The sequence below is a fragment of the Thioclava pacifica DSM 10166 genome (assembly GCF_000714535.1).
Taxonomy (GTDB): domain Bacteria; phylum Pseudomonadota; class Alphaproteobacteria; order Rhodobacterales; family Rhodobacteraceae; genus Thioclava; species Thioclava pacifica.
Genome location: NZ_AUND01000034.1, coordinates 327,031 through 341,234 on the forward strand (window position 1 = coordinate 327,031; position 14,204 = coordinate 341,234).

Here is a 14,204-nt window from a genome sequence, read left to right on the forward strand (position 1 = left end):
CCCCCCGCCGGGTTCACCAAAAAAGGCCCCCGACTTATCGGGGGCCTTTTCAAATTCTTGCTGTCGAGCGCGCTCAGTCGAGCAGGCGACCCTGCTGGCGGAAATAGGCCTCGGCCTCCGGCGTCAGGTCGACTTTCTCATAGCCAGAGACCATCGGGCGCACGTGCTGACGGAAACCGTGGCCGATCGTGAGCAGGTAGACATGGATCACAACGAAACTCGCAATCGCGAAGGCGGCCAAGACGTGGAAATTCGCGATGATTTCCAGCCAGAACGACCCGCCGTCGAGATGGTCCCAGAAGCCGTAGCTCAGATAGGCCAGACCCGAGATCCAGATCGCCGGGAAGAGCATCATCTTGAGCGCGAAATAGGCGGCTGCCTGGAGCGGGTTGTGACGCCGCTCATAGCTCTTGATGTAGGGGTGCTCCTCCCCTTTGAACACGCCATAGGCGTAGAACCGGCCGACTTCCCACATGCCCTGCATGCGCGGGATGAACTGCTTGTAGCCGCCCGTCGTGAAGAGCCAGAAGGTCGCGAAAGCCCAGAGCAACAGCAGCGCGAGCGCCACCACGGTATGCACCACGACCGCCAGCCCGAAGGGCATGATCGAATGCAGGCCCAGAAGCCGCGCGCCGGTGAAGAACAGCAGCATGATCGAGCCGACCTGCGACCAGTGCCAGAGCCGGTTGAAGCGGCTGTAAACCTTGACGCAATGCTCAGCCATGGTGGCCTCCCTTGTTCTTGCCGCGGCTGATCACGCGCAGCGCGCCATGCCCGAGCACGCCCAGAAGCGCCATCAGGAACACCGCAAGCCCGAGCTTGCCGCCGAGATTGATCCCCGAACCCGGCACGTAGATGCCCGCGAGATTGGCCATGCGACCGTCCTGTGCGTGGCAGCTCTCGCAGACCAGCGCGTCTTCCTTGGGCGCGACCATATGGGTGATCGGCCAGTACATGTAGGTCTCCACGAAGCCGAAATCGCCCGAATATTCGAGGCCGACATAGTCCATCCCGGCCTGGAGTGATTTCTCCCAGTCGAAATAGGACCACAGCGCCGTGCCGTCGCCCGGCCCGTAGACGTGGTTGTAGAGAAGCACGTCGCGCTGCTTGTCATAGGCCTGGGTGCCCTCCATCCGCTTGAAGGGGAAGATCCGGCTGTCGTCGCCGCCCGGATTGCCGCCGATCTTGTTGATCTCGACGACGTTCGTGGGGTCGATCTTCTCTTCGGGCAGGGTGTAGGTCATCTCGCCATTCGACCAGGCGTAATAGGGCGTGACGTTCTCGCCCCATTGGAAATCGCCCTTCTGCGACATGTAGGTGTGCAGGTGCTTGCCGTCAGACTGGGTGAAGCCCTCTTCGTGATACGGCTTGCCATCCTTGAGCTTGCCCGCCGTCGACCAGTCCCAGACCGTCTTGGTCGCGACGCCACCGCGCGCGAAGGACGGGATGTGGCAGGTCTGACAGGCGATCGTGTCGGTATGGTCGTTGAGTTTCGCCGCGATCAGCGGATTGGGCCCTTCATGGGGCGTATCGGTGTGGCACGACTGGCAGGCTGCCGCGTCATGAGCCGAGCCCGCCATGCGATCGGGATGCGGATCGACCACGTCGGTCTCGTAGCGCGAACCTTCGAAGACGTGCTTGTCCGAGACGTGGCAGGTCTCACAGGCGAAGTTCCCGCCGTCGGGCGACATGTGCACATCGACATCGCGCGACGGGTTGAACAGCGCCGAGCTGAGATCGCCATGTTTCACGTTATCGCCGCCGCCGCCGTAGAAGTGGCAGTTGCCGCAGTTGTCGCGCCCGGGCGGCGGGCCGACCGACTGCGCGGCCTCGGCCAGATCGACCGGCCACGCAGCTTCGCCCGTGATCGTCTTGGCGCCGGCTGCGACCGGCTCCAGCGGCGGCTCGCCCGCGAGGTTGTCCTGCTTGGTATACTGGCCCGACTTGTCGTGGCACACGAGGCAGTCGACCTTGGTCGGATCATCCGGCATCGGCTGACGCACATCGGTCCAGCCATAGCCCGTATGACAGCTCGTGCAGCGCACCTCGTTCGAGGCGACGTTGCCGCAAAACGCATTCATCTCATGCGCCTTGCCAAGCGTCTGGCCAGTAACCTCGTTCTGGTATTCCCACTTCCAGTGCACCGAGTGCATGACCTGATTACCCGCCTCGGTATGGCAGGAGAGGCAGGCCGTGGTCACTTCGGACCCGGAGGCGAAAGGGCCTTTCAGAATATCGAACTTCGAGTGATCGGCGGTGATTTCCTTCACCGGATCGCTCATCCGGGCGGCCTTCGAAGCGTCGGGCTTCGATTGGGCGCCAATAGCGGGCGTCTCCTCCCCGGCCGTGGTTTCCTGCGCGAAGGCAGGGAACTGGGCCCAAATCACGGTCGAGACGATTGCCGTGATCCGCAAAGCGGTCTGTCTCATCAGCACTCCGATAGGCTAGGCTGTCAGGCGGTTCACATTCCTTAACGTGAATAACTCTATCACGGATATGCGACATTTCGTGAGTTTTCCGTGACTTTCTGTCGCAGTCTGGTTGAAAATTCCTGAACGATTTCCCGTCACGCCCTGATGAACGGTGGTGAGGCGCGTCCCGGGAACCCGGAGCAGGCGCGCGGGCTTGATCCGCAAGGGCTCACGCTCTTTGCCATTTCAGTCCAGGAGAGTTTTCATGACCAAATCGTTTCGCCTGATCGTCCCTGCGATCGCTGCGATCGCGCTTGGCGCGAGCAGCGCCCTTGCCGCAGGTGCCACCACCGACGCGCCGCAAAAATGGGTGAACCCCGTGATCAAGGATTACGGGCAGATGCACCCGGTGCCTTTTGGCGCACTCAAACCCGATCCGAACAAAACCTGGAAAGTGGTCTTCGATCTGGGCATGGGCAAAGCGATGAAAAACGGCGTGAACGCCGCACTCTGGCATGTCGCGCGTGCAGTCAATGTCTATGCCGATGCGGGCGTGGACCGCGAGCACCGCGATTTTGCGGTGGTGCTGCATGGGGCGGCGACCGATCTCGCGCTTTCGCCCGCCGCCTACAAGTCCAAGTTCGGCAAGGATGACCCGAACCAGCAACTCAAGGACGAGCTCGCGGCGGCCGGGGTGAAGCTCTATGTCTGCGGACAGGCGCTGGCCGATAACGACATCACCCCCGATCAGGTCGGCCCCCATGTCGAGGTGGCGCTGTCGGCGCTGGCCGCGATCCCGGTGCTTGAAAGCGAGGGCTACCAGCTCTTCGAGATGTAAGCCCGTTCGGAAACGGAAAAACGCGGGCAGATCCCCTGCCCGCGTTCTCTTTTGCTCGAACGGCTGCCCGCCCCTGCTCTTCTTGTGTTCTTACATCCCGGTCATGCCGCCCGGGCCCATGCCCATGCGGCTTGCCAGATCGGCGAGGACCCAGACGGTGCCCGCAGCCATCAGGATGATGATCAGGAAGGTGAACATCACCAGATAGAGATCCGGGCGTGCCTCTTGCGAGAGGTCCACGTGCATGAAAGCCCAGAACTGGATGATGAGCTGGGCGATGGCGAGGATGCCGACGATGCTCCAGGCCAGCGAGGCCCCGAACACGCCACCACCGGCGATCACAACGCCAGCAAGCGTCAGCACCACCGAGAGCGCGAACCCCCAGACATAGCGCGCCATCGCGTGCTTGTATTCGCCCGAGTCCATGCCCTTGTCGGAATTGATATGGCTCATGACAGCACCCCCATCAGGTAGACTTTGGTGAACAGTGCGATCCAGACGATATCGAGCATGTGCCAGAACAGGCCCAGACGCACGAGGCGCGATTTCAGCAGGTCATTCATCCCGAAATGCTTCATCTGAACCATCAGGATGATCCCCCAGATGATGCCCGACGTGACGTGCAGACCGTGCAGACCGACCAGCGAGTAATAGGCGGTCAGGAAGCCCGAAACCTGCGGCGTGTTGCCATCGGTCCAGAACTCGTGGAACTCGTAAAGTTCGATGCCGAGGAAGATCGCGCCAAGCGCGAGGGTCAGCACGAGCCAGCCGATCGTGCGCTTCATCGAAGCGCCGTATTTCATCCCCAGCGTGCAGATGCCGAAGGTGAAGGTGGAGATCAGCAGCGCCATGGTCTCGATCGTGGGTAGGCCCAGCGAGAAGAGCTCATGCGGGCTCGGCCCGTTCGCGATGCCGTGCCATTCGGCATCGGCATAGTTCGCGATCATCAGCGAGAAAGCGATGAGGTCCGACATCAGGAAGATCCAGAAGCCGAAGATCACCGTGCCCGTCTTGTCGTGGTGGCCGTGATCGTGGGAGGCGGTGTGACCCGCCGCCCCCGTATTGGTCATCGTTGCACTCATACCGCTTCCTCCAGGATAAGACCGCGATTTTTCGAGGTGAATTCATCGTCGAGCGACACTTTCGGCGTGGTCTCGACGAGGCGCTTATGGGCTTCGTAGCCTTCGCGCAGTTCCTCGGCGGTGATGGTTTCTTCCCAATCGGTGTCGTAGGAGCGGATCAGCACCAGCACCCACATCGCCACGAAGCACACCGCCGCGATCAGCCACATCTCGAAGATCAGGGCGAAGGCGCCAACGGTTGCCACGCCAGCCACAAGGATTGGCAAGCCGGTCGGCTTGGGCAGGTGGATATCGACAAACTCGGTCGGATCCATCACGTGCTTGCCGGCGGCTTTCGTATCGACCCAGGGCTCACGCGAGGTGATGTTCGGGACGGTGGTGAAGTCGTATTCCGGCACCGGGCAACCCAGCGACCATTCGAGGCCACGGCCGTCCCACGGGTCGCCCGCAGGCACCATCAGGCTCTCGCGGTTCTTCACCGAGACCCAGATCTGGATGACTTGCGAGGTCAGACCAGCGAGCACACAGAGCGCCCCGATCATCGCGACCACGAGCCACGGGAAATAGGCCGGGTCGGTGAAGAAGGCCATGCGGCGCGGCGCACCCATCAGGCCGATTGCGTAAAGCGGCATGAAGGCGAGGTAGAAGCCGATCATCCAGAGCCAGAAGCTCCGACGGCCCCATTTCTCGTCCAGGCGGAACCCGAAGGCGAGCGGGAACCAGTAGTTCACAGCCGCGAACATGCCGAACAGCAGGCCCGGAATGAGCATGTTGTGGAAGTGCGCCACCAGGAACAGCGAGTTATGCGTCGCGAAGTCGATCGTCGGGTTGGCGAGCATGACGCCCGTGATCCCGCCGATGACGAACGTGAACATGAAGCCCGCCGAGAACAGCATCGCCGTCGAGAAGCGCAGCTTGCCGCGCCACATCGTCAGCAGCCAGTTGAAGACCTTCACGCCGGTCGGCACACCGATCGTCATCGTGGCAATGCCGAAGATGGCATTGAGATGCGCGGTCTGACCCATGGTGAAGAAGTGGTGCACCCAGACCGTGAAGGACAGGACCGCGATCGCGATCGTCGCCCACACGAGCGAAGTGTAGCCATAGAGCTTCTTGCCCGAGAAGGTCGGGATTACATGCGAGAACACGCCGAAGGCCGGCAGGATCAGGATGTAGACTTCCGGGTGACCGAAGAGCCAGAACATGTTGGCGAAGTTCATCATGTTCCCGCCATTGCTGGCCGTGAAGAAGTGGAAGCCCGCATGGCGGTCGAGCGCCAGCATCAAGGAGGCCACGGTCAGCGGCATCATCGCGAAGATCATCAGGATCGCCGTGCACAGCGTCGTCCAGGCGAAGATCGGCATCTTCATCAGGTCCATGCCCGGGGCGCGCTGCTTGTAGATCGTCACCGCGAAGTTGATCCCCGAAAGGGTCGTGCCCACCGAGGTCAACGCGAGCGACCAGATCCAGTAATCCACGCCCTCATTGGGCGAAAGCTTGATGCCGGTATAGGGCGGGTAAGCCGTCCAGCCACCGGTTTCGAAATGACCGACCACCAGCGAGGCCATGACCAGCGCGGCGCCGCCCACCGACAGCCAGAGCGAGATCGCGTTCATGAAGGGGAACTCCATGTCGCGCGCGCCGATCTGGAGCGGCATGACGACGTTGATCACGCCGGTCAGGAAGGGCATGGCGACAAAGAAGATCATGATCGTGCCATGGGTCGAGAACAGCTCGGCATGGTGCTCGACCGACAGGAAGCCCGGTGCGGGCGAAACCTGCTGGGCACGCATCACCACCGCCTCGAGCACACCGCGGATCAACATGATCGCGGCGAGCACGATATACATCACGCCGATCTTCTTGTGATCGAGAGAGGTCAGCCATTCGCTCCAGAGCGGTTTCCACCAGCCCTTGACGGTGAGCCACAGAGCCACGGCAAGCGCCCCGAGGACCACGATTCCCCCCGCGCCGGCGGCGATGCCGGTCGAGAGCGTCGGCTCCTTTAGGAAGGGAACGATGAAGATATCGTTCAGATCAAGGCTACCAAGAATACTCATTGTGCGCCCCCGTTGAGTTGCGAAAGATGCAGATCCTGGTTGATCGCCTTGTCGATGTCCTTCTGGGCGGGCGAGTTGTCAGGCAGGATCGCGGCACCGCCATCGGTCGCGATGGAGGGGTTCATCATCACTTTCATCCAGTAATCCTTCATCGGCGGCTCGAAGAGCTCGGGCCCCGACCAGGTCGCGGTTTTCTTGAACGCGGCTTCAAGCTGGGCCCAGGGATGTTTGGGCTCCTGCAGGAAGGCGTCGTACTGGTCCTTCGTCACGACATCGACTTCGAACTTGTCGAGCGGGAAGGCTGCACCGTTGAACTGGCTGTTGAAGCCGAAGATCTCGGTCGTATCGCCGGTGGTGAGGTTCATCTTCGTGCCCATGCCGGGCATAGCGTAGATCTGACCGGCCAGACGCGGGATCCAGAAGCTCTGCATCGCGCCGGTCGCGGTGATGTCGAATTCGACCGGCGTGTGCTGCGGCAGGACCAGCTTGTTCACGGTCGCCATCTTGTCGGGATAGATGAACATCCATTTCCACTCGGAGCCGATCACCTGAACATGGATCGGATCCTTGCCGGTGGGCTTGTAGGGATCTTCGCCCATCACATGCCCCCAGGTGAGCCAGCCGACGATGAGGAAGGTCAACGTGGCGCCCCCCCAGATCGCGGTTTCGGCCGCAACCGAATGCGACCAGTTCGGATCATACTTGCCTTTGCCGCCGCGCCGACGATAGCGCAGGGCGATCCAGGGCGTGCCGATCAGAAGCGGCAGCGAGATCGGCAGCATCCACAGGAAAAAGCTGATCAGGTGCGAACGTTCCCCGGCCGCCACCGGGCCGAGCGGGGTCATCACCCCGTTTTCTGCGCAGCCTGAAAGCCACACGGCCGTCACGGCCATCAAGGCCGGAACAGCATAGCGGCTGGGCCGCTTGTATATGTCATGGAACAACACGGAATACCTTTCCTATTCCCTCTTCTTGGCGCGGTGGCTGGAAAGCCGCGAGGGCTCCCGTCCCGCGCGATGTTTTTCGAGCTAGGGCGGGAATAGGCAGGTCAAACGAACTTGACAAAATGTCGCACTATGTCTCGTAAGTATTTGTTTTTATTAGTCACTATTGGTCGCACCCCTGCGACACATTGTCAAAAACCCAAGAAATAAAGGGGGTTGGGGTTGCAAAATTTCGGCCTCATACAGGTCGAAACGCCCCATTCTCTCGCGCTTGTGAATCCGCCGTGAGCGATGCGTGAACGAAATGGGGACATCGTGCCCCCGCAAAGCCTCAGACCAAAGTCGGATGAGATGGGTCCGCGGTCGCTCTCAGAGCGCCGCGGCCTGCCGAAGCTGCGCCAGCGAGCGCACATGCACGCGCCCGCCCGAGATCCGGAACAACCCGTCCTCGCTCAGCCGGCGCAGCGTCTTGTTGGTATGGACAAGAGACAGCCCGAGCACATCGGCTACGACCTGCTGCGAGAAGGGGAACGGCGCGCTGTTGCGCAGGATCATCCCCGCTTCCTCGGCGCGTTGCCAGACATGGTGCACGAACCACGCGATACCCTCGGCCGCGTTGCGCTGCCCAGCCGAGGCGAGCCATTGCGACATCAACGAGACCTCGCGCGCAAGCAGCCACAGGAGGTGATGACCCGGATGTTCACCGGGGCTGTTGCGCAGCCGCGTGTCGGCGTGATCGAGGAAGCTGATCTCGACGGCAGTGACGGCTTCGTAATAGCTCCCCGCCCCCCCGATCAGGCTTTCGCTCAGCCCGCAGAGTTCGCCCGGATAGAGCAACCCCTCGATTTGGCGGCGTCCGTCCTCCAGCAGCGAATACCGGATCGCAATTCCCGTCTCGATCCGTGCGAGCGCCTGGCTCTGATCGGGCAAGCAGCTCGTCCCCGGTGCCACCACACGGCGCCCGGTCACCAGTTCGGCCAAGTAGCCGAAATCAGGTTGTCTCGTCAGATCTTCCAAACCGCGTCTCGTCCTTTACTCGCCAGCGCAACCCCGCAGCCTTGCACCAATCGCAAGAAGCCACGAAATCCGCTATGTCATAGATTAAAAGGGTAAATTTTTTCGCCGCAGACGCTTCGGGACGTTGCGGAAAGTACTAGAGAAAGAAGCGTGGACGCATCTGATGCCGCTCCACGAGCCCCATTCTCGCCAAGGCCTCGATTTCAGGTAGAGCGAGCACTCCATTTGTCCACTCGACAAGGCCCTCAGCGCGTAATTTCGCCAAAGTCTTGTTTGTATGCACCAGCGACAGCCCCAATGCGTCAGCCAGATCCTGCTGACGCACCGGGAAAGGCATGCGCCCGTCTTGCACTAGCCCGGTCTGTGCACCACGATCGAAGAGCGTCACGAAGGCCCAGGCGAGGGCCTCTCGCGCGCTGCGCTGACCGACCGTGACCAGCGCGTCACCCAGGAAATGTTCCTCTCGCGCGACCTGCCAAGTCAGCATCATCGCGCGGCGTGGAACTTTTGCGAAAAGATCCCAGAGCTGGCTGCGCTCGAACACGCAAAGACGCACCGCGCTGAGCGCCTCGGTCGTGTGCGTGGTTTCATCCAGAAGCGCCGATTGCAGGCCGATCAGGTCGCCCGGGAAAAGGAAGTTGAGCACCTGACGCCGCCCGTCCTCCAAGATGCGGTATCGGATCGCCTGCCCTTCGAGCAACGTATAGAATCGCTGCGGTGTCGAGCCTTCCGTCACAATTGGATGGCCTGCGCGCACCCTCATCTCACCGGAGCGCGCCAGACGAACGGCGTCACGCTCATTCGCATCGTGACGCTCGAAGGCCGGGTTCTCGGCAAAGGGGCAATGATCGCAACTACAGGGCATTCTCTCTCCGGTTGATGTGTCATTTGCAAAACGCCCCATCGCGCGGAAGGTTCCCGTGATCTTACATGCCCCCTGCCCTGAGCCTGAGCTACGCAAAGCTTTAGGCACCCCCGCGAAATCGGCAAAAAACCACGCGCGGCAGGATGTTGCCCGAATTCACGCTTTCCACGAATCCTATGTCATAGTTAAATGACTTTGCCTCATTCGGGGCGCAGAACGAGTAGCGTCCGGCACTCTCCGGACAAGGTGTAACGGTGGATCGCAAAATGGTTCAGATCTCCTGCGGAACGCACGGATCGACTATCCTCCAAGATGAAAGCTCGCACGCATGACGATGCCTGTCCTGCCGCGGATCGACGGGATCGCGCTCGTGCTCGAGGATGCGATGATCGTGGCTTACGATGCCGCTGCCATGCTGAGCGAGTTCGGCGCCCCGGAGGTCGTGGTCTGCGCCACGCTGAGCGATGCGATGCAGCGTATCGGAACGGGGTTGCGGCCCGCGCTGGCGCTTCTCGATATCGATCTGGGCGGTGAGACCTCGCTCGAAGCCGCCTGTGCACTCGACGAAAATGCCGTCCCCATCATCTACTCGACTGGGTATGACGCGGATTCCGAAATGCTCGAGGCCTTTCCCCGCGGCGAGATGCTGCTCAAGCCCTATACCGCCGACGATATCGCTAAGGCGCTGCAATCCTTGGGATTTGCGACCACATAAACGGATCGCCCGCGCGTTATTCCTGCGCCAAGCCATGCCCATTGTGCACAAAGGTATGCAATTTTCGCATGCCAGCCAAACGTGGACTCTTCCCACGCCCGCCCTTTCATCACCTGCGGAACGTCCGGTCCGGCGGGATCGCGCGCGAGCTTTAATCGCGCCTCCGCTCCGCCCGGGCCTGCGAGTGATAGCGAAGGAGGAGCGCGTGAACAGCATTATCCGCAAACGCCATGCCGGGCTGACCCACAAGGTCATGTCGGCCGAGGAAGCCGCTCAGCTGATCGACAATGGTGCGACGATTGGCATGAGCGGCTTCACCGGCTCGGGCTATCCCAAGGCCGTGCCAATGGCGCTCGCCGCCCGGATCGAGGCCGAACATGCGGCCGGTCGTCCCTTCAAGGTGAAGATCTGGTCGGGGGCTTCGACGGGCCCGGAGCTCGATGGCGCATTGGCGAAAGCGGACGGGATCGAGTTCCGCCTGCCCTACAATTCCGACCCGATCGCGCGGGAGCGGATCAACAAGGGTCAGATGAAATATTTCGACATGCATCTGAGCCAGGTCGCACCGATGGCGTGGATGGGGTTTCTGGGCAAGCTCGACACCGCGGTGATCGAGATTTCGGGCATTACCGAGGACGGCAAGCTGATCCCGTCAAGCTCGGTGGGCAACAACAAAACGTGGCTCGAATGTGCCGACAAGATCATCCTCGAGGTGAACCGCTGGCAATCGCCGATGCTCGAAGGGATGCACGACATCTATTACGGCACCGCCCTGCCCCCGAACCGCGTCCCGATCCCGCTCGTGAAACCCGATGACCGGATTGGCCAGCCCTATTTCGAAGTTGATCTCGACAAGGTCGTGGCCGTGGTGGAGACCGACGCGCCCGACCGCAATGCGCCGTTCTCGCCCCCCGACGCGGTGGCCGAGGCGATCGCGGGCCACATCCTCGACTTCCTCGGCAATGAGGTGAAACAGGGCCGCCTGCCGCGCGGGCTTCTGCCGCTGCAATCGGGCGTCGGCAACGTGCCCAACGCGGTGATGGCCGGGCTGATCGAGGCCCCCTTCGACCAGATGACCGCCTTCACCGAGGTCATTCAGGACGGGATGCTCGACATGATCGAGGCGGGCAAGCTGCGCATGGCCTCGGCCACCGCGTTCTCGCTCTCGCCCGAGAAGGCGCAGTATTTCAACGACAACGCCGCCTATTTCCGTGACAAGCTGATCCTGCGCCCGCAGGAGATTTCGAACCACCCCGAGCTGGTGCGCCGTCTGGGCTGCATCGCGATGAACGGGCTGATCGAGGCGGATATCTACGGCAACGTCAATTCGACCCATGTGATGGGCTCGAAGATCCAGAACGGAATCGGCGGCTCGGGGGATTTCGCGCGCAATGGCTATGTGTCGATCTTCATGACGCCTTCGGTCGCCAAGGGCGGCAAGATTTCCGCCATTGTCCCGATGGCCGCCCATGTCGATCACATCGCGCAGGACGTGCAGGTGATCGTGACCGAGCAGGGTCTGGCCGATCTGCGCGGACTCTCTCCCAAGCAGCGCGCCGAGACGATCATCGAGACCTGCGCCCACCCCGTCTACCGCCCGATGTTGCGCGACTATTTCACCCGCGCGCAGTCGGGAAGTTTCGCGAACCACGCGCCGAACCTGCTGGGCGAGGCGCTGAGCTGGCACCAGCGGTTCGTGGAGACCGGGACGATGGAAGTTTGAGGCAGCGAGGGACGCGCCCGACCCTTTGGTGGGCGCTTTGATCCACTCGTGGCTGGGCGTTTTATCTCTAAAGCCCGGACGACGGTGATACCCGCGACGACATCGCCAATGCGCCCTCCCGTGGGGAGGGTCGGGCGCGGCCCGGGGTTGGTCGCCCCGCGCCAGGATCGGTTTCGCCAGCAATGGACTGACGAAAAAGGGCGCCCGACCGGACGCCCCTTCCCCATTCCAAATCCCGAAAGGCTCAGACCTTGAGCGACGGGATGATCTGCTTTTTCCGGCTCATCACGCCCGGCAGCACGACGGTGTCGCCCGCGACGGTGGCACCAAAGCTCTTCTCGGCCACGCCCTTCACCAGATCGTTCGGCACCAGCAGCGTCGCTTCCTCATTGAGGATATCGACCACGAAGAGCAGCACCTGATCGACGCCATCTTCTTTCGCGACCGTCTCCATCGCGCCCATCAGCGAGGCCTTGCGATCAAGGATCATCTTCGGCGCGGTGGTCTCCAGCACCGAGACGCGGAAGGAGGTGCCGTCCACGGCATATTCCTTCGAGTCCATGCGCAGCAGCTCGGCGTCCGAGAAGGCCGAGACGTCCGATTTCGCCTCGAACATCTTCGTCGCCAGCTCGTGCATGTCGACGCCCAGATCCGACGCCAGCGCCTCGCACACCGCGCGGTCGTGATCGGTGGTGGTGGGCGAACGGAATTCCAGCGTGTCCGAGAGGATGCAGCTCAGCATCGCGCCTTTCACCCCGCGCGGCGCCTTCGCCACATCGTCGCCCATCAGGTCATACATGATGGTCGCGGTGCAGGCGAGCGGGCGCATGGTGATGTCGATCGGCGTGGTGGTCTCGATTCCGCCGGTCAGCTTGTGGTGGTCGATGATCTGCAGGATCTCGGCCGAGTTGATGCTCGCGGGCAGCTCGGCGGGGTTGTTGGTGTCCACGATGACGACCTTCTCGCCCTCGGCCACATCCGCGATGATCTCGGGTTTCTCGAGACCCCAGTGCTCGATCACGAAGGCGGCCTCGGTGTTGGGCTCGCCCAGAAGGCAAGCCTTCGCGGGCGTGCCTTTGATCTCGCTGAGATACCAAGCCCAGGCGATGGGCGAGCCGGTCGAGTCGGTATCGGGGGCCTTATGGCCGAAAACCTTGGTCGTCATGGAGAAATCCCCTCGGATGTTCGTCTGTCGCGGCGGGTTATAGGGGCTGCGCGGGGGCTTGTCACCATCGGGAAGAAGCCGGGCGTCGCCAGGAGCGAAAAGGGCCGCACCCGACCCTCGGGTGGGCGCTTCGATCCGACCGTGGCTTGGTGCTTTATCTCGAAAGGCCTTAAGTCGGTGGTGCCCGCGAGACATCGCCAATGCGCCCTCCCGGGGGGAGGGGTGAGCCGGGATTGAGCGGCCTTCCAGTGGAAGGGCGCCCCGGCGAACGCCTGAGCATCGCGAACGCCGGACGGGCGCGGCCCGGTCTGGTCGCCCGTGCCAACAGATTACTGGCGCGGGCTGAATGGCTAAAGCGTGCCCCCTACCCGTCCAACCGCTCGATCGTCCAGCCATCATCCGCCAGCATCTTCAGGAGCCCGTCATTGCCCGACAGGTGCAGCGCACCTACCGCCACCACGACCGCCCCCTTCTCGGCAGCAGCCTCGATCTTGGGAAACCATTTGCGATTGCGCGCGACCATCAGGAGATCTTCCGAGAGTTTCATCTGTCGCTCCACCTCGGCGGGGTCCATCCCGCCCGCGACCGCCTGTTCGCGGGCCAATTCCCAGATGATCCGGGGCTCGCCACGGAAGTAGAGATCGCCCATCGTCACACCCATATCGTCGGCCAAGGGCGCGCCGATTACCGCGGCACGCAGCATCTCGAGCGCCTCCTGCTCGGTAATCGCATTGAACAGAGTGAAGACCGTGTCCCAGGGCTCGAGCGCCTCGACCGGCACGTCGCGCGCCTCGGCCCCGTCCATCAGCAGCTTGTCGAGCCCCTTGCCGCCCTTCGCGATATCCTCCACCGCGCAGGGCGGCAGCGACAGAGTCATCGCGACAAAGGCCGGACGCATTTTCGCAGCGAGGAAAGCGGGCATGCCATGGCGCGCAAGCGCCGCCTTGGTCATCTGCCAATCCTCTTCCGAGAGCAGGTCCGGCAACGTCTTGCCACTCGAGAACATCAGGCTCGGGTCGGTGGTCATCGCCTTTTGCAGCCGCGCCTCTTCCTCGGGACCGGCCTCGACCAGAAGTGCCGAGGCCCGCGAGAGAGCATCCCCCACCTGCGCGCTCAGCGCATCATGGCGTGCGTCGGGCAAATGATACGTGCCCGCAAGCGTGATCTCCTGATCGCCTTTTGTGGCTCGAAACAGCAGCCCTTGCGCAAAGGGCACCGAATGGGCCGCGGATTCGAGGCGGACCTGCTCGGCCTTGGGCATCGCATCGAACAGATCGGTGCCAACGCATTCGGCAGCGGCAGGCAGAGAAAAGACAAAGGCGAGAACGGGCGCCAGAAGGGGGCGGAAAAACATACGTCGTTTCATGGGCCGGAGAGTGCCATG

General features: G+C 62.2%; 13 protein-coding genes. 3 read left to right on the plus strand and 10 right to left on the minus strand.

Translation table 11 applies throughout. The features are described from left to right. Positions 1-73: 73 nt before the first annotated feature. Both TP2_RS13650 and TP2_RS13655 read right to left on the minus strand, forming a co-directional pair. Positions 74-724, minus strand: coding sequence for a cytochrome b/b6 domain-containing protein (locus TP2_RS13650; RefSeq protein ID WP_038078445.1), 651 nt, complete (start codon positions 722-724; stop codon positions 74-76). Continuing rightward, on the minus strand, positions 717-2,429 hold the full coding sequence (locus TP2_RS13655; protein ID WP_038078702.1) for a tetrathionate reductase family octaheme c-type cytochrome: 1,713 nt from the start codon (positions 2,427-2,429) through the stop codon (positions 717-719). The genes TP2_RS13650 and TP2_RS13655 overlap by 8 nt, the downstream gene beginning before the upstream one ends. Positions 2,430-2,676: 247 nt before the next feature. Between TP2_RS13655 and TP2_RS13660 the strand changes: the two genes are divergently transcribed. Continuing rightward, entirely contained in the window at positions 2,677-3,249 is a 573-nt protein-coding gene (locus TP2_RS13660; RefSeq protein WP_038078448.1) for a DsrE family protein, read from the plus strand. Positions 3,250-3,339: 90 nt separating this feature from the next. Here TP2_RS13660 and TP2_RS13665 read toward each other — a convergent pair whose 3' ends face one another. The 6 genes from TP2_RS13665 to TP2_RS13690 all read right to left on the minus strand — a co-directional run bounded on the left by TP2_RS13665 (position 3,340) and on the right by TP2_RS13690 (position 9,217). Next, positions 3,340-3,702 carry a cytochrome o ubiquinol oxidase subunit IV gene (locus TP2_RS13665; protein WP_051692617.1) on the minus strand — a complete coding sequence of 121 codons (363 nt, stop codon included), beginning with the start codon at positions 3,700-3,702 and terminating at the stop codon, positions 3,340-3,342. Next, complete coding sequence (locus tag TP2_RS13670) at positions 3,699-4,331, minus strand: cytochrome c oxidase subunit 3 (RefSeq protein WP_038078450.1); 633 nt, start codon at positions 4,329-4,331, stop codon at positions 3,699-3,701. Before TP2_RS13670 ends, TP2_RS13665 begins: the two co-directional genes overlap by 4 nt. Continuing rightward, positions 4,328-6,391, minus strand: a complete 2,064-nt coding sequence (locus tag TP2_RS13675) for a cbb3-type cytochrome c oxidase subunit I (RefSeq protein WP_084714271.1) — start codon at positions 6,389-6,391, stop codon at positions 4,328-4,330. The genes TP2_RS13670 and TP2_RS13675 overlap by 4 nt, the downstream gene beginning before the upstream one ends. After that, positions 6,388-7,236 (minus strand): cytochrome ubiquinol oxidase subunit II family protein, encoded by an 849-nt coding sequence (locus tag TP2_RS13680; RefSeq protein WP_157617132.1) that lies wholly within the window; start codon positions 7,234-7,236, stop codon positions 6,388-6,390. The genes TP2_RS13675 and TP2_RS13680 overlap by 4 nt, the downstream gene beginning before the upstream one ends. A gap of 468 nt (positions 7,237-7,704) precedes the next feature. Then, entirely contained in the window at positions 7,705-8,352 is a 648-nt protein-coding gene (locus TP2_RS13685) for a Crp/Fnr family transcriptional regulator (RefSeq protein ID WP_051692622.1), read from the minus strand. Positions 8,353-8,488: 136 nt separating this feature from the next. After that, complete coding sequence (locus TP2_RS13690) at positions 8,489-9,217, minus strand: Crp/Fnr family transcriptional regulator (protein WP_038078453.1); 729 nt, start codon at positions 9,215-9,217, stop codon at positions 8,489-8,491. A 328-nt stretch (positions 9,218-9,545) separates the two neighbouring features. Between TP2_RS13690 and TP2_RS13695 the strand changes: the two genes are divergently transcribed. Together TP2_RS13695 and TP2_RS13700 are read left to right on the plus strand one after the other, a co-directional pair. Next, the gene (locus TP2_RS13695) at positions 9,546-9,932 is read left to right on the plus strand and encodes a response regulator (protein WP_038078457.1); all 387 of its coding nucleotides are present in this window, start codon (positions 9,546-9,548) and stop codon (positions 9,930-9,932) included. Positions 9,933-10,137: 205 nt separating this feature from the next. Further along, on the plus strand, positions 10,138-11,655 hold the full coding sequence (locus TP2_RS13700; RefSeq protein WP_276202133.1) for an acetyl-CoA hydrolase/transferase family protein: 1,518 nt from the start codon (positions 10,138-10,140) through the stop codon (positions 11,653-11,655). A gap of 244 nt (positions 11,656-11,899) precedes the next feature. Here the strand turns inward: TP2_RS13700 and TP2_RS13705 are convergent, their stop codons facing one another. Both TP2_RS13705 and TP2_RS13710 read right to left on the minus strand, forming a co-directional pair. Next, a complete protein-coding gene (locus tag TP2_RS13705; RefSeq protein ID WP_038078458.1) occupies positions 11,900-12,820 on the minus strand; it encodes a manganese-dependent inorganic pyrophosphatase in 921 nt (306 codons plus the stop codon). A 364-nt stretch (positions 12,821-13,184) separates the two neighbouring features. Further along, positions 13,185-14,174 (minus strand): TraB/GumN family protein, encoded by a 990-nt coding sequence (locus tag TP2_RS13710; RefSeq protein ID WP_038078460.1) that lies wholly within the window; start codon positions 14,172-14,174, stop codon positions 13,185-13,187. Positions 14,175-14,204 lie beyond the last annotated feature (30 nt).

Bases quoted from the DNA above. Each gene is read 5' to 3' on its own strand.
- TP2_RS13650 (WP_038078445.1), bottom strand. From the start codon at position 724: ATGGCTGAGCATTGCGTCAAGGTTTACAGCCGCTTCAACCGGCTCTGG.
- TP2_RS13655 (WP_038078702.1), bottom strand. From the start codon at position 2,429: ATGAGACAGACCGCTTTGCGGATCACGGCAATCGTCTCGACCGTGATT.
- TP2_RS13660 (WP_038078448.1), top strand. From the start codon at position 2,677: ATGACCAAATCGTTTCGCCTGATCGTCCCTGCGATCGCTGCGATCGCG.
- TP2_RS13665 (WP_051692617.1), bottom strand. From the start codon at position 3,702: ATGAGCCATATCAATTCCGACAAGGGCATGGACTCGGGCGAATACAAG.
- TP2_RS13670 (WP_038078450.1), bottom strand. From the start codon at position 4,331: ATGAGTGCAACGATGACCAATACGGGGGCGGCGGGTCACACCGCCTCC.
- TP2_RS13675 (WP_084714271.1), bottom strand. From the start codon at position 6,391: ATGAGTATTCTTGGTAGCCTTGATCTGAACGATATCTTCATCGTTCCC.
- TP2_RS13680 (WP_157617132.1), bottom strand. From the start codon at position 7,236: ATGACCCCGCTCGGCCCGGTGGCGGCCGGGGAACGTTCGCACCTGATC.
- TP2_RS13690 (WP_038078453.1), bottom strand. From the start codon at position 9,217: ATGCCCTGTAGTTGCGATCATTGCCCCTTTGCCGAGAACCCGGCCTTC.
- TP2_RS13695 (WP_038078457.1), top strand. From the start codon at position 9,546: ATGACGATGCCTGTCCTGCCGCGGATCGACGGGATCGCGCTCGTGCTC.
- TP2_RS13705 (WP_038078458.1), bottom strand. From the start codon at position 12,820: ATGACGACCAAGGTTTTCGGCCATAAGGCCCCCGATACCGACTCGACC.
- TP2_RS13710 (WP_038078460.1), bottom strand. From the start codon at position 14,174: ATGTTTTTCCGCCCCCTTCTGGCGCCCGTTCTCGCCTTTGTCTTTTCT.